Below are 22,114 nucleotides of genomic sequence, written 5' to 3'. Positions count from 1 at the left end.
TTGAATAAATCTCTGGCGTTGTTTCAGCGATTTCGCGTTAATGGCAAGATCGAAGAACTTTTATCATTATTAAGGTGGCGCTCTCAAAAGCTGCTCCCGGCATTGCCAGAGGCCGCGCTTTTGAGTTTTGTTCTGCCACAGATAGCACCTGCCAAAGCAGTTTGCCTGCATTTGGAAAACAAATGCCTCAAAAACTGCAAAGGCAGGTATCTCTGGCTGCTTATCTTTCAGCTTCAGGCAGTTCCAGGAAGCCTTGTTCAAAAGCCCCCGGGAATTGAAACTTTCTATCCACACCGCCAAAGACCACGATGATGACGCCTCCGTCAATGCCCTTAACCCGGCCTGTTCCAAACGCCTTGTGGGTGACGATGGTGCCGGCGTGAACACTGGACGTGTCTGCCTTTATGCGTGGTTTTTTCGGTATCGGTGCCGGTTCAGGGGCAGGAGGCACATAGGCCGGGCGATAGGTACTGCCGGAAGGTGGCGTTGTGTTCTGAGCAGCCGCTTTCCGTTTTGCGTGGAGTTTCACCTTCTGCTCCGCAGCCGGCGGCACGTCGTCTTCATCCTCATCCGTGTCAAGAGAGCCGGCCATGTTTGCGAATACCGGTTCTTCAGGGAAATCGCTGTCTTCCGGAGAGGCGGCCTGCATGGACGAAGCAAGCTGCCCGGCCATGGCGTCATAATCCTCACGGGAAACGACCGTGCTGTAAAGACCGACATTTTCTCCGGAATGCTTGTCAATGCCGGTATAGACCAGACTGGCATCCTCATAGCGCTTGAATTTGTAAACAGCGTCATTCATCAGGGCTTCGTTGAACACATTCAGCGAGACCAGCAGTTCAAAGTCCTTCACATTCAGTCCGGTGACTTTCTTGAAAAGCTCCGGTTCCAGCTGCGTGATGACATCCCGCAGACTGTATTCCCGATAGTCGGTCAGGTACATGAACACCGGCACTCGGGTGGCAAACTTGATCAGCTTCTGCTGAATTAATTTCCGCTTTGACTTGTATTCCTTTTCCGCTTCGGTCAATTCCTTCCTTTCTTTGGGCGGCAGCTCCTCCCCATCGCGTTTGGCTTTCTTTACGGCGTTGGATTTATTGATGATCGTCTCGATATCGGAGTTCAAACTGCGGAAGCCCTCTATCCGCATGAGAGCGGCCATCGCCTCTTCGTTGGCAAGGAGCCTTGCCAGAGTCTCGTTGTCCACATTGACAAGCAGTGCGGACTCCCAGCGTTTGGCAAGGAGCGTGGCGGTCGTGCCCGACATGGCAATATCAAGGATTTCGGCGGCATTGACCTGCCGCATGGAGCTTCCGTCATAGGCAAGAACCGGCAGAAATCTGGTGATCTCTTCGACTTTCTTTTCCGGATTGCGCTCGGCGACATTGAGGCGGCAGCTATAATCGGAAATCTGGCGCAGCGCACGCTCAAGAGCGAAATCGAAGACATAACATTCCTGCTTGATGATCTCCTGCTCGCCATTGTCTTTTTTTATTTCCCACGGGCTTTGCACACGGAAGGCAGCCTGGAAATATGTTTCCGGGCTGGTCAGGTTGCGCAGCATGAAAATCCCCGTCCACGGCCTGATGGTGACGCCGGTGGTCAGCTTGCCGCAGGAAAGGGTGATGGTCCTTGTCTCCAAAGGATCGTCCATGGAACGGAGTACCGGCTCCAGGGCGGCCGCGCCAATGCCTGCCTGCGCACCGGCACAGACATTGATTCTATAGTCATGAAAGAAGGTGTTCTGCCTTTGCGCGAGAAGGTTTGCCATCGCATGGCAGGAAGCCACATTGGGCAGAAACCACAGCGTATGGGACAGCACATTCAAAAGCCGTGTATCGGAATACGGCATCGGAGGCTTCTGCGCACCCAGCTTCAGCTCGTCCACCGTCGTTTCCAGATAGGCACCGCGGATCAGGTCAAGCCATTTCTGCACTTCGTTTTCATACTTGAAACGGCAGCCTTTTTCGTCTTTCTCCGCGGAGAAGAAGGCGTTCAGGTCAAATTCGTCAAATTCTCCCTGTTTGGCGACATACTGAATGTTCTCCGGGATTTTATAGGTCATCAGCACCATGCGGGGCAGCGCGGCGTAGGGATTGATGTCGCCCGGCTTCGGGCGGTAGTCCGGGAAGGCGGAAAGATTCGGCCATTCCGCCTTGGCCTTCTGCTCATCGGAGTACGTCCAGTTATACACCTGTTCTTCTATGAACTCGCCGGAATTAAGCGCCCGGAAGGGTGTGCCGGACAGGTACAGATAGTAGGTCGCCGTGATCGGCAGCCACGTTTCATCATAGGTGTTTCCCGTGTTGTCGTAGGGGGAAGGATCATCGTCGTAGGAATCCTCGTCCTGCTCAAAGAGTTTTTTCGCGCTGTCCTTCCAGGCGCCGAAATGATATTCGTCAAAGATGACGAGATCCCAGCTGGTGGTATGCACCCACTCATTGTTCGCCTTTATGCCGCCGGTCTCCTTGTTGATGCCCAGGAAATCCTGAAAGGAACCGAAGCAGACAATGGGCCTGGACTTGTCCGCCCTCTGAAACTGCGCATCGGTGGAAAGACCGCCGGGAACCGCGGGGCGCGTGATGAACTGCCAGCCTTCGAAGTCGATGTGGCTCAGTAAATCCTCCCGCCAGGCCGTCTGCACGGCGGGCTTGAAGGTCAGGATCAGCACACGTTTAAAGCCCATCCGCCTGGCAAGCTGATAGGAAGCAAAGGTCTTGCCGAAACGCATTTTGGCGTTCCAGAGAAACTTCGGCGTCCTGCCGCTGTTCTCCTGATAGACAGACGCAAAATATTTGACGGTTCTCTCTACCGCCAGGGCCTGTTCCGGGCGCATGGCAAAGGTCCGTGTGCGGCTTTCCACATTTTCTGTGCCTGTCTTGATGGCAACGATGGCAGCCTCCACATCTTTGAGGGAGCATTTGAACCACTCATTGCGGTCTTCGCCAGCGTTGAGCCGAGCCTTGCCCCTTGCCTTCAGAAAGGCATGGACGTCATGGTCGGTGAAGCAGCTGCCGTCGTTTTTCATGGCGGACCAATGTCCGAGGATTTTATAGGGCACGGCGGCGGTACGCACCTGTTCCTTGACACGAGTCTCCACATCCCGTTCGGTATAGCCGATTTTGATATAGCCCTTGTGAGAGGCGACGCCTACAAATTCATAGGCGTAAATTTTGGGATGGGATGTTGTGCGCTGCGGGAAGAAAGGAAGTGCGAGCATCAGTCGTCACCTCCCAGATCCATAGGCTTTATCATGCTTTCGATAAAAGCGATTTCGTCATCGGTCAGGTTATATTTTGCGTATAATTCTTCGTCAGTCCAAGACTTAGAGAAGTCTTGCATGGGGACAAATTCATATCTTTCACGAGAAAGATTAATTGATGATAAAGTTTGTAAAATAAGAAAACGAACAAACTTCGTTTTAATATAGTTAAAAGCATTTTTTGTATATTTTTTTTCTTGTGATGAAAAAGCAATAATATAAGAATCTGTGCAAACTTCCTCTGGCTCCAAAATCTTTAAGCTTGATATTACTTTATATTTTCCATCACTGTCAGGTTCTCCAGCATGTTCGCTGGTAACACGGCTAATCATTATTTTATATTTCTTGATATATTCATGGCCTTGTATGATTTTATTATAGCTAATATATCCAGGTTCTTTGCTCGAATATACCAAAAGAGTGTGGAGATCTTTTTTTGATGTCCCTCTTATATTTGTAGCTAAACCAAAGGGATTACGAGAGCTTATTTGTTCGACTATAGAAGGTTCATTTAATTTTTTAACTTTTTCAATAATATTAATAGCCTCATTGTATCGAACAAAAACTGGAAATTGATTCAATGGACGACTAAGAGTATTAGTCTTTCCATTTATAACATTTGTAATTTTGCAATCGGTCTCTCTCTCTCTCTCTCTCTCTCCCAAAGGAAATAACATACACCTCCACCTATACTAATATTAGGGAAGCAGTCTTTTGCATTTTGATAATCTATTAAATGTGTTATATGGTAATCAGATAGCATAGTTTTTCGAAAGTTATCTAATCCTTTACCTCCGGAAAACCATCGAGCAGGGATAATCATAGTTAGATAGCGAGGGTTAAGTTTTTTAGCTTGATCAACAAATAAATTATATATTGGTTTTGCACTTACCCCATTCCCCCCATCACTCAACTGATATGGAGGATTGCCTATTATTACATCAAACTTCATGTTAAAAATCTCCTCAGGCTTTGTGGTGTGGATCCATTCATAGGCATGAGTTTCCAAGCCTTCTGCACGATCATATTCTTTTTGCGATGCCCCGCAGAACATACAGTGCCCGTCTTTCCATCGGTGCTGAATAGTTTTAAAGCGTATATTGCCGTCAATCGTCTTAAAATGCGTCACGGAATAATTGCCGTTTGCCGTCTTGGAACAGTACAGGCTGCGCCGTGCCAGGTGGGAGGTCAGCTCCGTGATGGCCATGCCGTAGAGCTGGTGTTTAAAAATGTGATCCGTCCGCTCCTGAAGGTCAGGATAAATCGGTTCAAGCCCTTTCAAAAGTCGTTTTGCGATTTCCCGCAGAAAAACGCCGCTCTTTGCCGCCGGGTCTAAAAAGGTGGCGTTCGGGTCACTGAACAATTCCTGCGGCAGAAGGTCGAGCATGGCGTTGGCCACTTCCGGCGGGGTGAACACCTCATCGCTGGACAGGTTGGCAAGGCAGGACAACACATCCGGGTTGTACATGGTGTTATAAAGGTTAGCTGCCATACGTGTGTATCCTCCGATAATCGGCGATGTAATGAGCCAGAAACTCCCCTTCATCACTCGCTGTCTCTTTCTGAACAGGACACAGCATCAGCTGCCGGCCCGTAGCAGGTTCGCTCTTTTTTCTGACAGCGGCCCGCGGCTCATAGTCACCGGCCAGCAATTTGTCAAAGCGGAAGTCCTTCCGCTGCAGTTTCGTTCCCGTCACAAAAGTCCATTCGGAAAACTCGATGGGTTCTTCCGTGTCCTGCCCTTTCTCATCGACCTTCTTCAGGCTGAGCGCGTTCCCGCAGACAATGTTTCTGCGCAGGATAAACTGGATGGCCGCCCGGCAGTCCTCGCTGGCTTCCTTTTGGCAAATGGCCTCGTATGCGCTGTTCCAGAGTTCATAAAGCCTTTTCCGGCAGGCAACGACATTGTTCTCCAGCAGGTCTACGCCGTAAATGCTGGCCACAGCGATAAGCGACTGTTTCTCAAATTCGAGCGGCACGGGCTTTTTCTTCCTTGGCGGTACAGACTGCCGTTTTGCCGCCTCCAATTTCCGGCGGAGTATCTCGACCACGAAATTTCCGTCTCCGCAGGCAGGTTCCAGGAAGCGGCTGTCAACCCGCTCGGTCTCCTGCTTTACCAGATCAAGCATGGCGTTGACTTCGCGCTTGGCGGTAAACACTTCACCGTAGTCTGCCACATTCTGCCTGGATTTTACCTGTTTTGTCATATACGCCGCTCCCAGCGCACGATATGTTTCACAGCGGTTCCTTGCTGAGGTTTCTGTGCTTTTTGCAACAAAATCGTCAGGACCGCTTGCCATGCCGCTTGCACCAGACGTTTATCGAGTTTTTTCAGGAGGTGAGCAGGGTATAGCCCTTGCCTCCCCATTTCAAAAAAATCCACACTCTTTCCAGTTTAGCCTGCCGGCAGCTGAGCGTCAATAAAAGAGCCGCCGTTCCCCTTCCCGCCGGAATGGTCAGCCTTCTCCGCGGGACAGGCAAACCACAGTTTCAACGTGCGGCGTCTGCGGGAAAAGGTCCACCGGGCGCACGGAGCGGAGTTCGTAGGCGGAAGAGATCCGGGCGAGATCCCGCGCAAGTGTGGCCGGATTGCAGGAGACCAGCAGCAGACGGGGCGGACGGAATGTGAGCAGGGCCTGCACGGTGCGTGAGTCCATGCCGGAGCGCGGCGGATCCGTGACCAGAAGCTCCGGTGTGCCAAAACGCTGAAACCAGCGTTCCAGAGCCGCGGCGTCCCCGGTTTCAAAGCGGAAGACTGTGTTTTCCCTGAGGGCCGCGGCGTTGGCCGAAGCCAGAGCCACGGCCGGGGTGGCGATCTCCAGCCCTGAAACGGACTCGAAATGCGGGGCCAGCGTCAGGGCCAGTCCGCCCACACCGCAGTAGATGTCCCAGCAGCTCTTCCCCCAGAGCGTCCCCGGCGCAGAGGGAAAGAGCCGGGCGGCTTCTTGCGCGGCGGTCTCGTAGAGGAGTTCCGCGGCCTGGCTGTTCACCTGGAAGAAGGAGTTGTGGCCAAGGCGGAAGGCCACTTCGCGCCCCTGGAGGAAAAGCGTTTCCGTAAGTGTGCTTTCGCCGAGAACGAGCGCCGTGCGTTCCCCGCTGGCCACGGAAGACGGCGCTGCGCGCGTGCTGTGGACAAAGCCGGTGACTCCCCACGGGCCGGAGAGGAGCGCTTCGCCCACCTGCCTGACCTTTTGCGCCTCCTGAGGAGCGGGCAGGGTGATAAGCTCCGCGAGGCAGCCGCCGCGCCGCGGTTCGCGCAGGACGGCGAAACGGAGTATGGCACCTGGCCGGGCGCTCGATCGGGTGGCTGTGCGGTTGGCTTCGGGTGCGGCGGACAGGCCGGCCTTGCGGCAGAGTTCCCGCAGAGCCTGAAGCACGGCCATGGTGCGCGGGGTCTGGAGCAGGCAGCCCGTCACTTCCACAACGGCATGGGAGGCACGGGCGCGCAGGCCGAGAAGCGTCTTTCCCGCGCTGTCCGCGGCAAAGGCGAATTCCATCTTGTTGCGCCAGCCCCATTCCTGGCCGGTGGAGAGAACGGGCTGAACCAGCGCTTCCGGCACGTTCAGCCGCCCGATGCGCGTCAGCGCATCATGGACAATGCGCCGCTTCCAGGTGTGCTGGAGCGGGAGCGGAAGGCGCTGCCAGGGGCATCCGCCGCAGTGCGCGGCGTGGGGGCAGGGGGCGGGGCGTTCCTCGGGAGAAGCTTCAAGGACGGCCGCAGCTTCGGCCTCGGCCATGCATTTTTTGACAGACGTAAGGCGTGCCCGGACGCGCTGACCGGCAAGACCGCCCTGCACGAAGACGGTCAGTCCCTCGTCCGTGCGGCCAACACCGCGCCCGTCCGGGGAAAAACCGTGCAGTGTCAGTTCCAGTTCATCGCCTGGCGCGTGGTTCATGGCGTTCTCCTTGCGGGAAAGGTGGCGTCAGTATAGGCGGCAGCGGGAAAAAAGGCAAAAGCGGGCAGAGGCGTTTTGCTGCGTGATGTTCGCCTTTTTATGATTTTTGAAAGGTCGTTCCCCTTTCAGAGAGCTGAAGCGTAATCTTTCTTGAAAACGTGAAGCTCTCCCTGCGGCGGACGCCTTGACTTTTTCTTTTTTCCGGGTGAAACTGCATAAACATGATAACGCTTATTCCCGCTGAAGCAGGGAGGGCGGAAACGGAGGGGGAAACCATGCTCGAACTCATCAGCAGCGCCATGCATTCCACGGCCCAAGGCTTCGTCGGGGTGAGCTGCATCTTTATTTATTTCGCTGTCATGCTCTGCGCCATCGTCTATCGCGTCAAGCGCGGAGAACACGTCCACTGAGAACCATTTTTTTGCGGAAAGCGCCTCCCCGCGGTCTTGCGAGGGGGCGTTTTTTTATGACCTGCGGGAGAACATTCCCGCGTCTCTGGAGCGTACGGAAAAGGAAAGCCGCCTTCCCCGCGGAAACGGAGAAGGCGGCCGGAGTCAACGCCGAAGCAGACGTTACTTGTCGGTGAGCGTCAGCTTCTTTTTGATGGAGAGTATGCTTTCCGTCTGGACGCTGCTGCGGTCGTTATAATGCGTGTGCAGCAGTTCGTGGGCCAGATGGGAGTTCGGCTCGGTGAGGTATTCCGCATAGAGCTTCTTGATCTGCGGGTTGTTATGGGACTGACGGCGGGGCATGGCGCGGTCGATGGTGTACAGGCCCTGCTGTCTTTGTTCGGCGTGGGGGTGGTACTGCCCCTTGATGCGGCTGGTGCCGCCGCCGTCCACGCAGCCGCCTGGGCAGGCCATGACTTCGATGAAGGTGTAGGGCGACGTGCCCGCGGCTGCCTGTTCCACCAGTTTCTGCGCGTTGGCCAGTCCGTGGCAGATGGCGACCTTGATCGTGCCGTTGCCTTCGCCCAGATCGACTTCCGCCTCGCGGATGGCGGCTCCGCCGCGCACGGGGAGAACGTCGATGCCTTCCAGTTCCTTGCCGTTGAGCACGGCGTAGACCGTGCGCACGGCGGCTTCCATCACGCCGCCCGTGGTGCCGAAGATGACCGCCGCGCCGGTGGAATCGCTCATGAAGGGGTTGTCGAAGGGTTCAGGCTCGATGTTCCGCAGATCGAGACCGAAGCGGCGCAGCAGCCGGGCGAATTCGCGTACGGTGATCACCACGTCGATGTCGGGGACGCCGTTCGTCCGCAGCTGGGGCCGTGCGGCTTCGTCCTTCTTGGCCGTGCAGGGCATGATGGAGATCACGCGGAGGCGGCTGCGGTCGAGGTTCATCTGCCTGGCCAGGTAGGTCTTGCTCAGGGCGCCAAACACGGCCTGTGGCGAACGGGTGGTGGACAGGAAGGGCATGGCTTCGGGGCAATGCTTTTCCGCATAGTTGATCCAGCCCGGGCAGCAGGAAGTGAACATGGGGAGCTTGCCGCCTTCTTTGATGCGATGCAGCAGTTCCGTGCCCTCTTCCATGATGACTACGTCGGCGGCGAAGTCGGTATCCAGGATGATGTCCCCGCCGATACGGCGCAGAGCCGCCACAATGCGGCCTTCCACATTGGAGCCGGGGTCAAGTCCGAATTCCTCGCCGAGGACCACGCGCACCGCGGGGGCGAAGCTGAACACCGTGGTGATGTCCGGGTCGGCGATGAGGTCGAGGACTTCGTTGTTCTGGTCGCGTTCGGCCAGCGCGCCCGTGGGGCAGACGATGGTGCACTGTCCGCACTGGATGCAGGCCGAGGCGTTCTGGCTGGGGGCCTGGCCCACGCCGATGTGCGTACCCAGCCCGGTGCCGTCAACCGTAAGCGCCGCAACGCCCTGCACACTGCGGCAGACTTCTACGCAGCGCAGGCAGCGGATGCACTTGCTCATGTCGCGCACCATGCCGTTCATGGTGTCGTCATAGGGGCGGGCGTGGCGGAGTTCCGGGGCAAAGCGGTTGGAGGACAGACCGACGTACATGCCGAGATCCTGAAGCTCGCAGTCGCCGTGACGGGCGCAGGCGATGCAGTTCTGGTCGTGGTCGGCCATGACCATTTCCATCTGGAGACGCTGCTGGTTCCGCACGTTCGCGGAGAGCGTGTCCACGCGCATACCTTCTTCCATGGGCGTATTGCAGGAGGTGACGGTACGCTTTTCGTTCCTGGCGTCGGTGACTTCCACAAGGCAGACGCGGCAGGTGCCCGGCTTGTGCCCCAGCGGAGCGAAATGGCAGAGCGTGGGGATGAATATGCCGTTGCGTCTGGCGACTTGAAGAATGGTTTCCCCGGGTTCGAAACTATACTCGTGCTTGTTGATAAAAGCTTTCATGACAGAGTCTCCTGGTTGTTAGGCTTGCACGCCGGGGATGGGGGAGCGGGTGATCACGGACAGGATGCGGTAGCAGCGCATGCAGCGCGCGGCTTCCTTCCAGGCCTCTCCCTGACTCATGCACGATTCCACTTCGGCAAAGTTGTGCTTCCGTTCGGCGGGCGGCAGGGCGTCGATCTTCACGCGCTCCTTCTTCTCCTCGCCGCACACGGCGTCGCCGTCCAGCATATGGCTCTTGCAGATGACATAGCTGATCTGTTCCCGCGGGATGAAGGGTTCCTTGCCGGTTTCGAGATAGCTGGCGATGGCCTGAGCGCCCAGCGCGCCCTGAGCCATGCCGTGGATGATGACGCTGGGGCCCTTGGAACGGGGGCCGGTGGTGCCGTCGCCGCCCGCGAACACGCCGGGGCGGGAGGTTCCCTGGCAGGCGTCCACGATGATGCACTGCTTCTTGTCGCAGGCGATGCCGTCTTCGGGGATGAGCATGTTCGGGTCGCTCTTCTGGCCGATAGCTGCGATGACATGGTCGCAGGGGATGACGAAGGCCGAATCGGGGATGGGCTTCACCCCGCGGCGGCCGCTCTCGTCGGGTTCGGTCTGGCGCATGGCAACGCACTGGAGACCCTTGACCTTGCCGTCTTCCACCACCAGGCGATCCTGACCGGTGAGGAAGTGGAATTCCACGCCTTCCTTCATGGCTTCTTCGATTTCTTCATGGTCGGCGGGGGCGTCCTGTTCGGTTCTGCGGTAGACCAGATGCACCTTGCCTGAGGTCATGCGCGCGGCGGAACGGCAGCAGTCCATGGCCACGTTGCCGCCGCCCACGACGACGACATCGCCTTCCAGTTCCGGCGTTTTGCCCGCTTCCAGGGCATCGTGGACCTTTTCGAGGAATTCGATGCCGTTTTCATAGTCAGGCAGGGAGGTGTCTTCGCCTTCCATGCCGAGGTAGCCGCCCAGAGGGCAGCCTGTGGCGATGAACACCGCCTGATAGCCGCGCTGGAAGAGGTCGTTGATGTGGAAGTCGCGGCCCAGCTTCTGCTTGAAGAAGAAGATGCCGCCCATCTCACGAACCAGCTGATTTTCCTGTTCGAGCACGTTCTTGGGGAGGCGGTAAAAGGGGATGCCGTAGCGCACCATGCCGCCCGTGCGGTCGTGGGCTTCGTAAATGTCCACGGGGTAGCCCATTTCCAGGAGCTGATAGGCGCAGGTTATGCCCACAGGCCCGGCACCGATGACGGCCACGCGCCGGTTTTTGGCGACGTCGCAGACGGTGGGATGCAGCAGGCCGGGCACAATGGTCTTGTCCGCGGCGAAGCGCTTCAGGTCGCGGATATCCACGGGGGTGTCCACCTGAGCGCGGCGGCAGGCTTTTTCGCAGTACTTCACGCAGACGCGGCCGCAGCTTCCGGCCAGGGGATAGTGCCGGAGTACCACGCCGGCGGCAAGGTCGTTATGCCCGTCGCGGATGTAGTCGATATAGCGGGGCACGTTGACGTGGCTGGGGCAGGCTTCGATGCAGGGGCTGGTGGTGACGGAGTAGAAGCCGCCCTTGGCGCCCGCGGGCACGGCACGCAGTTCTTCGGGGAAGTACCTGAGTGCGGCGAGAAGCGGCACGGTTCCCGTGCGGCCGACACCGCAGGAAGAGGTGTTGTGCATAAGTTCGGCGATCTGGCGCACGTCGTCCCAGTCCACGGTCTGCCCGAGACCGGCGCGCTCCAGCGCCCTGGCGATGACCTGGGAACCGGAGCGGCAGGGAGAACATCTGCCGCAGGATTCTTCGGCGAGGCGCTGATGGTGTTTCCACAAGGCCCAGATCAGGCTGCTCTCGGCAGAGAAGACAAGAAAGCCCCGATGGCTGAGAAAGATTTCCACGGGGTTGCCGGGATTGAAGTTTTCAAACAGCTCGATGGGGAGATCGGCTGGGGCAGTCGGGGCAGAGCTGCCTCGATTGTCGTACACGGTATCGTTCCAAACTCCATAAATCAGTTGCGGCATCGTACAAGTTCCTCGTAGGCCGGGAGGCATGTTAAAGGTGAGAAATGTCTTTGCCAGAAAACGGTTGGGAGGCTCGGATCCTGTATGCCCTTTCATCCTAACCCAAAATGAAAAATATTGCCATAGCGGGTGTAAACCTTCACAAGGTGCCAGTTTGCGCTGTCTTTCATTCTATTGTAGACCATTTTCCACGAGGTAAGCCATGAATCAGCAGATGTTTTTTTTGGTCGCAAGCGGGTGTCTGGGCGGATTCCTTTTTAATATTCTCAAGATTCCGGGCGGTTGCATGCTCGGCGCCGTGGTCGGGAGTATGCTCGTGAAACTTTTGGGTTTCAGCTCCCTGACCATGCCCGGCTTTTTTTACAACGCCGCGCAGATCGCCCTTGGCATCTGCGTGGGCGCCATGCTCTCCACAGATTTGCTCATGCAGATTAAATCGCAGATTCCGGTGATGATTCTGAGCACGGCGATTCTGCTTGCCGCCGGGCTGTTCTCCGCCATCGTGGTCAAGCACATGACGGACATGGATGTTATCAGCTCCATTCTCTCGACCTCGCCGGGCGGACTGAACGCCGTCATCGGCATGGCGGATCACAGCGGCCACCTGCCGCAGATCATGGCCTTCCAGATGATCCGCCTTTACACCGTCATCCTGCTTGTGCCGGTTTTCTGCTGGGTGATGCGCTTCTTTTTTCACCGCTAGGGTTGGAATTTGCTAAAGAGAGAACAAGGAACCGGCTGCAAAATTCGGTCAAAAATCGTGGCCGCAGAAAGCGGCGCGCTCTCTGTTTCTGCAGGTGACAGGCAAAGCTCACTGTGTGGGTTAGTAACTACTGGATGGAGACTGATTCCCGCTGACGCCAGGGAAAGCTGGTGGAGGCGTGATTCTTTCACCATTTCTTCCTCGTGGCACTTCGTCAACGACGTATCGCACAAGGAAGTTCCGGGAAGATACGCCTCCTTCTCCTTTTTCTCCAGTATGGTTTGCGCACTGCCTTGATGCCGGATACCGTTCCATCCCACGTTGAAGAGGCTGGCCGTCTCCCTCGTCCGCCGCAGCGCCCAGCACAGTCACGGGATAAAGCGTTTTTTTTTGGGGCTTCCCCGGCAGAGAGTGCGTGAACGTCTGACATTCTCCTCTGCCTGAAAACAGGGGATTCCCAGCGAAGACAATCTGGCGATGGCGTCCCTGAGCGGAGTTCTGCTTTTCCACGAGACCGCCCGAAGGAACAGAACCTGGTTTCGCCGTCAACGCTTCCATGCGGGGAAGGGGGTGGGGCGAACCAAACGCATTTTTGCCAGATCTTGCTCTTTCCACAGGTTGACCCGGCATGTTCTGCCGCCGTATTGCCTGTAAACCGGCAGAAGCAGGAACGCCTTATGTCCTTTCCCCGAGCGCAGAGTTCATACGGCGCGTTTGATGGGCGCGTCTGCAAGGCTCTTTGCCTGTTGTCGTCCGTGCAGAAGAAAGGCGGCACGCCCTCCCGCTCCGCCAGTCAAGTCTGGGAAGAGGCCGGCAGGGTGCTGGCGGAACGATGGACGGGATTTGGCAAAAACGGTTCGCGCCAGCTTGGATGTTTTTTTTGGATGCTCACATAACCTCTTGAAAAGTATCAGCTTTATAAAAGGAAGAGTCTTGAGCTTGGCCCTGTCCGCGCGGGAACTGTTTTCAGGGACAATGCTTCGTACAGAGAGAAAGAAAAAAGAAGAAATTTTTTGCAAAAAATATATTGACATTGAAATTCATTTTCAATATAGTCCAAATCAACGAGGGAAGGAAAGACTTCCCGAATGAGTCTGAGAACAGTGAGTGAAAGGAAAAAATTCTTTCCAGCGTCTAGCTTGACTGATATTTGAAAGAGAAATTCAATATCACTAAAGAGCGAAAGTAGACGCAAAAAGCGCTTCCCAGACACCTGTTTTTTGAAAATTTCAGAGAGAACCACGGCAATGGTGCGACAGGGTTTTGACCTCCCCTCCACCGTCCGGCGAGGGCATACCCGGCAACGGGGCGCCGGACGGAACCTGTTACATGGCGCCGCCAGGGAGAAAGCAGCAGCACGTCCTTTTCTCCATGCCTGAAAGCTGGCTGTTTCAGGCGCTGGCGGCGTACATGGGGGAATGGCTGCGGCCATTCCTTTTCAAAGTTGGGGGATCGGACGTTCCGATCTTCCTGCCGGGGCAGTCCCCGGCCTCCTGGTGCGGCATGGGGCGCGTCCATAGGGGGCGCGCCCCGAAAAGCGTGCGCTGTGTGCTCATGACAGCGCGGATGATTCCGAGGCTTCCGCGTATCTCCATAGCCGGAACGCATCTATCGGCGTTCCGGCAAAATTTCCCGAGGGGAACAGAGAGTTTTCGCCATGCCATCCGAAGGGGTTCAGGTCTCCTTCGGGTGTTCTCTCCTCCGCGTGCCGGCCGGAACTCTGTACCGGCCGGCGAAATTTGCTCTGACTCCGCCCTGCGGCGGGGTCAGTCTCCCCCCCCCTGCCGGGCAGGGACTGGTTTCCCTGCCCGGCTAAAGATCCCTTTGCAGGCTGACAAAAAAGGCTGTCCTGCGGGGTGAAGACCGCGGTTTTTCCTCTTGTCTGCGGGCGATGCGGACTCTTGAGCCGCGGGAACAGTCTTATTCCGTTCTCAGGAAGGAAGCTGCCGGAACTTGGTTTCCTTGTTTCGCCTGAATCGTGAAGGCTGCGAGCCGGCCGGAATTTGTCAGGGTGTGCAGGAACAGGAGGTTTCAGCGAAGGCAGCAGGCGGCGTAGGCACAGCGGCCGCAGGAACCGTAAGCACTCTTGTCCGGCTGAGGGACGAAACTGCGGGATTCGGCCATGTGCCGGAGCAGGAAGGACAGCAGTTTGGGGATTTTCTCCTGTATCAGACTGTTCTGGCCGGTTTCGTCCATGTTTTCATCGAAGAGAAAGAGTTCCTTGCCTTCGCCGGCGAGGTGAACCCATCCGGCATTGGCCGAAGCGCAGCCATCCATAAGGTTTTTGCTGGTGCTGCCGTTGGTACATAGGTACAGGTAGCAGGGGAGCTGGATGCTGCGCAGTCTGGAGGCGAGTTTGGGCAGAAGAGTGTCTTCCTGAGAGTCTTCGCTTTCGGGACTCCACGATTCCATACGCTCCCAGAGTTCATCGTCTTCCCAGAAGCGGCGCGCGGGCCGGGGCAGTCTGCGGCCGGTCTTGTAGTCGAGGACGATGAGGTCTTCCCCGCGCTTGTCCAGACGATCCAGTTTTCCCGCCAGAGAGAAGTTTTTCCCGTCAACGGCCAGGAGAGCCGTGCTTTCCTTTTCCACCTGAAGAAGTTCAAATTCCTCAGGCTGGTTTTCCAGGAACTTGGGCAGGCGATGGCGGGCGGCAACTTCCAGCATGAAGCGGCTCTGCGCTGGAAGGGTATCGGCAAGTCCGCTTTTTTTAAGCTCATCGCGGAACAGTGCGTCCAGTGTTTCGGGGCTGATCTCTCCCTGGCGCACCGTGCGCCCTACAAAAGGCCCGTAGGCGCGGCAAAGTACCTTATGGAGCAGGTTGCCCACGCCCAGGTGGTCATCGTCTTCCACAACTTCCTGCAGGGCGTTAAGGCCGCAGACGCGGTGGTAGAAGAACTGTGCCGGGCAGGACAGGTATTCGTCCAGTGCAGAGGGGAAAAGTTTGCCGGAAAGAAACGCATTCATGCGGGCGTTGATTTGCGGCGTCCTTTCGATGACCTGGGCTTCACGCTTCGGCGGAGCGCTTATCTTGAAGGTGGCCGCCTTCAGAGGAGGATCCTGAGATCCGAGAATTTTCTTCTGCCGATGTTCTTCCTGCCAGAGCAGTTCTTCCACAAAACGGGAGCGGTTCTTTTTGGTGTCAAAAAGACTGTCGGTAATGCCTTCCTGCCAGTACAGAAACACGTCCTTCGCTCCGGCGATGAGCCGGTGGAAGGTGTGGGCCGCAAGCATGTCGCGGTGCCGGGTGTCAGGCAGGCCCAGCTCACGGCGGAGATTGTCCGGCAGCAGAGGATCATGCGAAGGAGCGCCGGGCAGAGCGTCTTCCGTGAGATCCAGAACATGGACACGGTCGAAGCGGAGCAGACGGGTTTCCAGTGTGCCGAGTATCTGAAGCCCGGTGAGCGGATCGGCTTCAAAGGGGACGCGCTGTGCATCGATGGACTGCCGCAGAATGGCGAAGAGCGTTGCCTGTGAGAGCGGTATGTCGGAGAGCGCATTGTCGCAGAGTTCGGGAATGACATTCTGGATGAGCCGGGACAGGCATTCGGCATCCAGCGGAAAGGATTCCCACAGATGCCCGCCAAAGCTGCGAAGCAGACCGCAGAGTTCACGGAGGCAATCTGCCAGTCCGTGGAGCGTCTTTACGGAGTGCCAGTTCGTGACCAGAACCCTGCCCGTTTGTTCAAGCAGTGTGCCGGTTTCTTCATCGCAGCCTTCAGGGGGGTGCTTTTCCAGCTCGCCAAGCGTTTCGTCCACAAGATCCTGTACGCTGGACGCGGTGTCCACCAGTCGTGTTCCTTCGCGCAGACGGGTTTCCATGAGAGAGAGGAAGGGGCGCAGAGGGCGTGAGCCTGCTTCGGACGGTACGGCCAGCATACGGACGTAAGGGTGGCGGATGAGGGCGAGGAGATCCCGCCAGTAGACGCGGCCTTCGCCGTCCATGCGTTCCTGCGTCTTCAGGATGCGCTCCACCAGACGGGCGAGCAGGGAGCGGTTCAGCGGATAGCCCAGCGAGATGTTGATGTCCTTTTCCGGAATATGGTGAAGCGTGGGCATGAGCAGCGAATCGTGCGAGAGCACAACGGCCCGGCGTTCGTCAGTCTGCGGCGAGGCTTCCAGATCGCGGCGCAGTTCCGCAAGCTGAGAATGCAGGTCGTATCCGGCAAGGAAGTGGATACGCGGCGGGATGGCGGCCGTTTCGCCCACGACATTCGCCTTCGCCTTCCAGCGGGACAGCCATTCCCGGTGGTCGGCACAGCTCCAGTGTCCACCCCCCGAGGCAACGAGGGGATCCGTGTGCAGGCAGAGATGCACACCGTTTTCCCAGAGATGGCGGAAGAGCTTGTCTTCAGCGGCCGTGAGGCGCACGAACCCGGCGATGATGATTTTTCTGCCCTGGAGTTTTCGGGGCAGTTCCGGCGCACTGGAAGCGAGTTCGGCAGCTCTTTGAGCGTCCAGTCCGGCTGTGCTGAGATGCCGGCTCTTCATGCGTGCGTGGTAGTCTTCCTGAATACGGCGCAGTCCGCTGAGCAGCGCGGCGGCAAAGGGCGCGGTTTCGCCTTCCAGATGCTGCAGATCAAACGCCTCAACGAGGTTGCTGGAACACTCCTCCAGTACTTGAGCCAGGCGAACGCCCCAGGGGAAGAAGCGTGCCATGCCGTCACCGTCCTCGGCGTCAAGCTGACTGGCCAGCTTGCCGAGCGCAGTTGCGGCGTCTTCCTTCCGGCTTACGGCACGTACAGATTCCTGAAGCAGAGCCACCTGATCCAGCGTACCGGCACGCCGGCGAACGTCAGGATCCCAGCTTTCCAGACAGAGCTGGGTGAGCTGCTGCGCGTTGATGATGGTCGGAAGCAAAGTCGGCCCGGATCGCTTCTGGCGATAGATGTCCAGAAGGTAGCGCCGCGGCCGGTTGAGCGGGAAGACCACCACGGCCTTGCCCGGCGCACCGTCAGTGATTTCGCCGATGAGGGTGTGGAGGCGTTCCAGAAAATCATCGTTCCAAGGGATGATGGTGAAGGGGTGCGGACTACGGCCGGGCATGTGAACCTCCCGCAGACAGAGGGAAAACTTTCTGCCGATCCAGATAGACAAGGACGCCGCGCACCGGCAGCTCCGAAGCCTGAGAGAGCAGATTCAGGTAATTGGAAAGCTGTTCTTCGTGTTTTTCAACCGGAAGTTCATTGTTTGAGCCGGTCTTGTATTCCACGGCGATGAGTTCCTTTCCGTCGTTCACAAGAAGATCCACGCGTACATTGTGCCCATTTTCGTCCAGGAGCGCGTGTTCAGGGTCGCCGAAGGCCAGCCAGTGGGCGCTCTCGGGCAGAGAGGCGTACCAGGTGAGGCAGTCGGTCACGTCCTTAAGCACGGCGTCCCTGTCGGGGATGAGCAGAGGGAAGGTAGACAGCCCCCGGACAGCGGCCTTCCGTGCGTCTTCAGCAGCGGACGCGGCACTGTTCCCGGTGATCTGGAGGTATTCGAGGCAGTGATGGATGAGCGTGCCGCGCTGCGCTGGGGAAAAGGTCCATTCGTCCAGATGGCTGTGAAAGATGCGCAGCCTTGGAAGCCAGGCCATGGGACGCCAGTCCGGGGCTTCCGTGAGCGGTCTTGCAGGCGGGAGTTCGGGCCTGCTTTCCATGGCAGGAGGATCGGACGGCGCGGCGCAGGGCTGAGGAGCGGCAGGGAGGTCTCCCCAGGAGAAGTCGCGGTTTTTCTGCAGATCTGGGCACAGTTTGGACACCAGGCAGTTAAGCATGAAGGGGAGTTTGCCGGTATCGGGGTCAGGCAGGAAACAGTAGAGTTCGGATATGGCGCGGGTCATGCCCACATAGATGATGTGCAGAGCCTCACGCGCTTCTTCCATGACGCGGCGGCGGTAGAGCTGCCCCATGGCCTTGCACAGCGGGGCGAGTACCTTTGTGCCGTGGCTGTCCCAGAGCACGGTTTCATGGGGGCTTCTCTCGGAGGAGAGGGGCCAGGGCAGGAGCACCACGTCGAATTGCAGGCCCTTGGCTTTGTGCATGGTCATGATGCTGACGGCATCCATTTTTTCGGGGAGAGGGGCCTTTTCCTGATTGCCCTTGCTGTCCCAAAGCTCCAGAAAGGCCGACAGATCCGCGATGCCTTTTTCCTCGGCCTGGAACAGAATTTCGAGGAAGCGCCGGATGAAGCATTCCGCCTGCGGATTCCGTTCCAGCACCTGCCAGCGGGCGAGAATCTCCGCGGCGGTATCGTAGGCGGTGAGCAGCCCGCCGCTATCGTAAAGCGGCGCAAACAGCTCCTGCCAGAGTTCGGGATAATCCTGACGGAACTGCTGAGCCTTGCCTGGAGAATCGCAGTGTGACGCCGCCCAGTCGTTCAGTTCTTCGACCGTGGGGAACGGGAGGCCGGAAGGCGCAGAGGGCGGGATCAGATCGCGGCCTTGAAGCACGGCCCAGAACGCGAGATCATCGTCCGGGCAGTTCAGGAAGCGCAGCAGCTCCACCATCCCCGCAATGACGGGCTGAGAGCTGAGCGTGAGGCTGCCCTGCGTGACCACGGGGATCTGGCGCTCCATGAGCCAGGAGGTCACGACTTCCGCCTGCTTGTTGCTGCGCACCAGAATGCAGAGGTGACCCCAGCGATGGCGGCGTCCCAGGTTTTCGACCAGATCGGGCAGGAGCCTTAAAAGTTCCTTATTCGTTTTTTCCGTCTTTCCCTCAGGGCTGGAAGACGAATCTTCATCGTCTTCACCCGATCCTGACTCCTCATCCGTTTTTTTCTCCTTTCGCAGGGCATGCAGCTGTACAAAGCCCCCGGGCTTGCATTCCTTCGGCTTGTTCTGCTTGGCATCGCTGAAGGCATTACGGAGCAGTTCCGCCTGTTCATCGAGCAGTTCTTCATCGCCTTCGGCCAGAGGTGCAAGCAGGTTGCGGCAGAAACCACTGTCTCCCAGGGGGGAAAACAGGTCGTTGTTCCAGTCCACTATGCGTTCCCTGCTGCGCCAGTTGTACGGCAGGAGAGTGCATTCGGGTTCTTCGTCCGGTGCGGTCAGCTCTTTGGGAACTTCCTCGAAGAGAGAAGCGTCTCCACCGCGCCAGCCGTAGATGGCCTGCTTCACGTCGCCGACAAAGGTGAGGCTGCCGCCGCGGGAAATCGCTTCTTCCACCAGAGGCCGAAGCACCTTCCACTGAGTGCGGCTCGTGTCCTGAAATTCGTCGATGAGCAGATGCGTGATGCGGGAACCCATGCGGCAGAACAGCGCATTGATGTCGCCTTCCTCCCCGGCGGCGCGAAGGGCAAGTTCCGGAATCTGGCAGGCTGCAAGAACGGCGTTCCGGCGTTCATAGTCCTTCAGCCGCAGGAACAGAGCTCGGGCAAGGTCCACATACGGCATGATACCGCTGGCGCCTTTGAGCACGGTCAAATTGCGGGCAGCGCCGCAAAGGGATGCATAGAGTTCACAGCTTTTCTCGCTGGCCTTGCCTTTGGAGTTTTTTTTCAGTGCGTCGTCCAAACACGGCTTGCAAAGCATTTTGGAATCCAGCGGCAGGTCATCCAGCTTTTTTGCGGACACGCACTTGTTCAGCGCATTGACAAGATGGGCGTGCGCTTCGAGTTTTTCTGCCTTAAGTTCGGACTGCAGTGCGCCGGCGGCCTCCTTGAAATCGGCAAACATATCCTGGATATGCTTTTCGGCCTCTTCTGGGGAAGCGAGTCCACCGAGATCCCCATCCTCATTTTCCAGCATCAGGGCGACCAGTTTCGTGATTTCGCTGCGCATGCTGTTTCCGGCGAGAAAGCCCTGAACTTTTTCCGAGTTCAGCAGACGTGCGCAGGCGCTGCGAAAGAGGCCGGCCAGCCCCTGATCCTTGCTGCGGGCTTCTTCGGCCATGAGGTCGAAGACAGGCTCCGTGATTTCCTCCGTGCTGAAATACGGCTCGAAGTCCGGAGTCATGCCGAAGTCCAGGGCCGAAAGCCGCACGAGCAGGTGCAGCAGGCTGTCAATGGTGCGGATGTTCAGTGCGCTGTAGTTCTGCAGCAGGGCTTCCAGGGCAGCGCGGGCACGGCCGGGCGTCCAGTCCTCCAGCGCTTCTGGCAGCTCGAGGGCGCATTCTTTGAGGCTCTGTAAAATGCGGTCACGCATTTCCCCGGCGGCCTTGTTGGTAAAGGTGGCGGCGAGGATTTCCTGCCATCCGTAGGAGCCGTCCACGGGCAACCGGCATCCCGCCGGAGGCGTCGACCATGAGGTGTCCGACGCCTTGGCCAGAAGCTCCAGAAAGTCATGGGTCAGTCTGTAGGTCTTGCCGGAACCCGCGGACGCCTCGATTTGCCGTATGCGTGCCATGACGGAGACTCAGGCGAGATGCTGTCCCGTGGAAGCCAGCACGGAGCGCCAGTATTCGGAACGGATGTCGATTTTGCGGCGCCGTCTGGTGACGAGCTCCAGCGGCAGATGGACATAGTGGTCGAGCAGGCAGGCCACGACCATGTTGGTCCTGCCGGTCATGGCCGCATGGACGGCGTTGCGCCCGAGCTGGCCGCAGTAGATGCGATCCGTGGTATTGGCGGGTGTGGAGCGCACAAGATAGCTGGGATCGATGTACTTCAGCGAGATGCTCATGTCCTTTTTCGCAAAGTAGGTGTTGATGGCGTTCTGGAGGAAGTGGCCGATGTCGCCAAGGACGCGGTTGCCCGAAGCGTCGGTCTTGCCGTTGGAGGTGAGCAGGTCCTGTCCCGCGCCTTCGGCGACCACGATGACAGCGTGATTGCGGCTGCGCAGACGGGCTTCCAGAGCGGGGAGGAGGCCGCCTTCACCTTCCAGATGGAAGGGCGCTTCGGGAATGAGGACAAAGTTCACCACGTTGAGGGCCAGGGTGGCCTGGGCGGCGATGAAGCCGGATTCGCGCCCCATGAGCTTGACCAGACCGATGCCGTTGCAGGCGCCGATGGCTTCCGTGTGGGCGCAGCGCAGGGACATGGTGGCCACGTCCACGGCGGTATCGAAGCCGAAGGAGCGGGGGATGAAGTTGATATCGTTGTCAATGGTCTTGGGGATGCCGATGACGGAAATGCGCAGCTTGCGCTTGAAGACTTCGTTCTGGATGGCGGCGGCGGCCTTCATGGAACCATCGCCCCCGATGACGAAGAGGATGTTCACGTTCATGCGTTCCAGAGCGTCCACGATTTCTTCCGATTCCTGCGGCCCGCGGGAGGAACCGAGTATGGTGCCGCCGAAGGTGTGGATGTCGGATACCCAGCTGGGGGTGAGTTCAACGATATCGTGGTGGTATCTGGGGATGAAGCCTTCCAGCCCATAGCGGATGCCGGTGAGGGAACGCACGCCGTAGCTGTAGTGCGCCTCCATGACGATGGCGCGGATCACGTCGTTCAGACCGGGGCAGAGTCCGCCGCAGGTAACGATGGCGATCTTTGTCTTGTCAGGGTCGAAATATATGTGGTCTCTGGGTCCTGCCTGTTCGAAATAGAGGGCCTTTCCTTCCAGTCCGCGCATGTCTTCGCCGCCGTGTTCGGCGTCCAGGAAGATGGGGATGGGCTTGTCGGTGACGTAGGGCCCCCGTGCAGGATTGTCAATTTTGGGGGTCGCGATGGTCATGATGCTGGTGTCGATGTCGTGAGCCATATTCAGCCTCTTGAGTAGTGGCAACAAAAGGGCTGCCGTCCCCCGGAACTCCTGTTCCGGCACGGCAGCAGCGTGTGTTTTTTCGTGGTGCAGGGGAGAATCTACCTGTTTTTTCCCGTGCTGTCACCTGAAAAAGAAGGAGGTTTCCGCGGTGCTGCCGGGCACGGGCGCAAAAAAATCCCCCGTGCGGTGGTCTGCCCCCTGTCAAGTAGACATCTAAAAAGCCCCTGTGGCATTGATTCTAAGCGGTCAGCTTTTCCCGAT

Annotated in this window: 14 protein-coding genes; 3 read left to right on the top strand and 11 right to left on the bottom strand. The window is 57.8% G+C overall.

Features of this window, described 5'->3' with window-relative positions; all coding sequences use genetic code 11:
- Positions 1-220: 220 nt before the first annotated feature.
- The 6 genes from Q0Z94_RS06755 to rlmD all read right to left on the bottom strand — a co-directional run bounded on the left by Q0Z94_RS06755 (position 221) and on the right by rlmD (position 7,158).
- A complete protein-coding gene (locus Q0Z94_RS06755) occupies positions 221-3,220 on the bottom strand; it encodes a GIY-YIG nuclease family protein (RefSeq protein WP_298068252.1) in 3,000 nt (999 codons plus the stop codon).
- Positions 3,220-3,939 (bottom strand): hypothetical protein, encoded by a 720-nt coding sequence (locus tag Q0Z94_RS06750; RefSeq protein WP_298068251.1) that lies wholly within the window; start codon positions 3,937-3,939, stop codon positions 3,220-3,222. Before Q0Z94_RS06750 ends, Q0Z94_RS06755 begins: the two co-directional genes overlap by 1 nt.
- Complete coding sequence (locus Q0Z94_RS06745) at positions 3,873-4,754, bottom strand: Eco57I restriction-modification methylase domain-containing protein (RefSeq protein WP_298068250.1); 882 nt, start codon at positions 4,752-4,754, stop codon at positions 3,873-3,875. The genes Q0Z94_RS06750 and Q0Z94_RS06745 overlap by 67 nt, the downstream gene beginning before the upstream one ends.
- Positions 4,744-5,469: a hypothetical protein gene (locus Q0Z94_RS06740; protein ID WP_298068249.1), complete on the bottom strand. Its 726-nt coding sequence runs from the start codon at positions 5,467-5,469 to the stop codon at positions 4,744-4,746. The genes Q0Z94_RS06745 and Q0Z94_RS06740 overlap by 11 nt, the downstream gene beginning before the upstream one ends.
- The gene (locus tag Q0Z94_RS06735; protein WP_298068248.1) at positions 5,466-5,645 is read right to left on the bottom strand and encodes a hypothetical protein; all 180 of its coding nucleotides are present in this window, start codon (positions 5,643-5,645) and stop codon (positions 5,466-5,468) included. The genes Q0Z94_RS06740 and Q0Z94_RS06735 overlap by 4 nt, the downstream gene beginning before the upstream one ends.
- Positions 5,646-5,718: 73 nt before the next feature.
- Positions 5,719-7,158: a 23S rRNA (uracil(1939)-C(5))-methyltransferase RlmD gene (gene rlmD / locus Q0Z94_RS06730; protein ID WP_298068247.1), complete on the bottom strand. Its 1,440-nt coding sequence runs from the start codon at positions 7,156-7,158 to the stop codon at positions 5,719-5,721.
- 275 nt (positions 7,159-7,433) lie between these two features.
- Here rlmD and Q0Z94_RS06725 point away from each other — a divergent pair, with 275 nt between their 5' ends.
- The gene (locus Q0Z94_RS06725) at positions 7,434-7,568 is read left to right on the top strand and encodes a hypothetical protein (RefSeq protein ID WP_298068246.1); all 135 of its coding nucleotides are present in this window, start codon (positions 7,434-7,436) and stop codon (positions 7,566-7,568) included.
- A 162-nt stretch (positions 7,569-7,730) separates the two neighbouring features.
- On the opposite strand, the gene Q0Z94_RS06720 is transcribed toward Q0Z94_RS06725, so the two are convergent.
- The gene (locus Q0Z94_RS06720; RefSeq protein WP_298068245.1) at positions 7,731-9,527 is read right to left on the bottom strand and encodes a [FeFe] hydrogenase, group A; all 1,797 of its coding nucleotides are present in this window, start codon (positions 9,525-9,527) and stop codon (positions 7,731-7,733) included.
- Positions 9,528-9,545: 18 nt separating this feature from the next.
- On the bottom strand, positions 9,546-11,525 hold the full coding sequence (locus Q0Z94_RS06715) for an FAD-dependent oxidoreductase (RefSeq protein WP_298068244.1): 1,980 nt from the start codon (positions 11,523-11,525) through the stop codon (positions 9,546-9,548).
- A gap of 202 nt (positions 11,526-11,727) precedes the next feature.
- Here Q0Z94_RS06715 and Q0Z94_RS06710 point away from each other — a divergent pair, with 202 nt between their 5' ends.
- Together Q0Z94_RS06710 and Q0Z94_RS06705 are read left to right on the top strand one after the other, a co-directional pair.
- A complete protein-coding gene (locus Q0Z94_RS06710; RefSeq protein ID WP_366517582.1) occupies positions 11,728-12,228 on the top strand; it encodes an AbrB family transcriptional regulator in 501 nt (166 codons plus the stop codon).
- Between the two features lie 843 nt (positions 12,229-13,071).
- Positions 13,072-13,320 (top strand): hypothetical protein, encoded by a 249-nt coding sequence (locus tag Q0Z94_RS06705; RefSeq protein WP_298068243.1) that lies wholly within the window; start codon positions 13,072-13,074, stop codon positions 13,318-13,320.
- A 939-nt stretch (positions 13,321-14,259) separates the two neighbouring features.
- On the opposite strand, the gene Q0Z94_RS06700 is transcribed toward Q0Z94_RS06705, so the two are convergent.
- The 3 genes from Q0Z94_RS06700 to Q0Z94_RS06690 are packed head-to-tail and all read right to left on the bottom strand — an operon-like array spanning position 14,260 to position 21,850.
- Positions 14,260-17,271 carry a PD-(D/E)XK nuclease family protein gene (locus Q0Z94_RS06700; RefSeq protein WP_298068242.1) on the bottom strand — a complete coding sequence of 1,004 codons (3,012 nt, stop codon included), beginning with the start codon at positions 17,269-17,271 and terminating at the stop codon, positions 14,260-14,262.
- Entirely contained in the window at positions 17,258-20,554 is a 3,297-nt protein-coding gene (locus Q0Z94_RS06695) for a UvrD-helicase domain-containing protein (RefSeq protein ID WP_298068241.1), read from the bottom strand. The genes Q0Z94_RS06700 and Q0Z94_RS06695 overlap by 14 nt, the downstream gene beginning before the upstream one ends.
- Before the next feature lie 9 nt (positions 20,555-20,563).
- Positions 20,564-21,850, bottom strand: coding sequence for an ATP-dependent 6-phosphofructokinase (locus Q0Z94_RS06690; protein WP_298068240.1), 1,287 nt, complete (start codon positions 21,848-21,850; stop codon positions 20,564-20,566).
- Positions 21,851-22,114: the final 264 nt, after the last annotated feature.

It is taken from the genome of uncultured Mailhella sp., from assembly GCF_947631555.1.
Lineage (GTDB): Bacteria > Desulfobacterota > Desulfovibrionia > Desulfovibrionales > Desulfovibrionaceae > Mailhella.
The sequence above is the reverse complement of the archived record's forward strand: the minus strand, read 5'-3'. Positions and strand labels throughout refer to the sequence as shown.

Bases quoted from the DNA above. Each gene is read 5' to 3' on its own strand.
- Q0Z94_RS06755 (WP_298068252.1), bottom strand. From the start codon at position 3,220: ATGCTCGCACTTCCTTTCTTCCCGCAGCGCACAACATCCCATCCCAAA.
- Q0Z94_RS06750 (WP_298068251.1), bottom strand. From the start codon at position 3,939: ATGTTATTTCCTTTGGGAGAGAGAGAGAGAGAGAGAGAGACCGATTGC.
- Q0Z94_RS06745 (WP_298068250.1), bottom strand. From the start codon at position 4,754: ATGGCAGCTAACCTTTATAACACCATGTACAACCCGGATGTGTTGTCC.
- Q0Z94_RS06740 (WP_298068249.1), bottom strand. From the start codon at position 5,469: ATGACAAAACAGGTAAAATCCAGGCAGAATGTGGCAGACTACGGTGAA.
- rlmD (WP_298068247.1), bottom strand. From the start codon at position 7,158: ATGAACCACGCGCCAGGCGATGAACTGGAACTGACACTGCACGGTTTT.
- Q0Z94_RS06725 (WP_298068246.1), top strand. From the start codon at position 7,434: ATGCTCGAACTCATCAGCAGCGCCATGCATTCCACGGCCCAAGGCTTC.
- Q0Z94_RS06720 (WP_298068245.1), bottom strand. From the start codon at position 9,527: ATGAAAGCTTTTATCAACAAGCACGAGTATAGTTTCGAACCCGGGGAA.
- Q0Z94_RS06715 (WP_298068244.1), bottom strand. From the start codon at position 11,525: ATGCCGCAACTGATTTATGGAGTTTGGAACGATACCGTGTACGACAAT.
- Q0Z94_RS06710 (WP_366517582.1), top strand. From the start codon at position 11,728: ATGAATCAGCAGATGTTTTTTTTGGTCGCAAGCGGGTGTCTGGGCGGA.
- Q0Z94_RS06700 (WP_298068242.1), bottom strand. From the start codon at position 17,271: ATGCCCGGCCGTAGTCCGCACCCCTTCACCATCATCCCTTGGAACGAT.
- Q0Z94_RS06695 (WP_298068241.1), bottom strand. From the start codon at position 20,554: ATGGCACGCATACGGCAAATCGAGGCGTCCGCGGGTTCCGGCAAGACC.
- Q0Z94_RS06690 (WP_298068240.1), bottom strand. From the start codon at position 21,850: ATGGCTCACGACATCGACACCAGCATCATGACCATCGCGACCCCCAAA.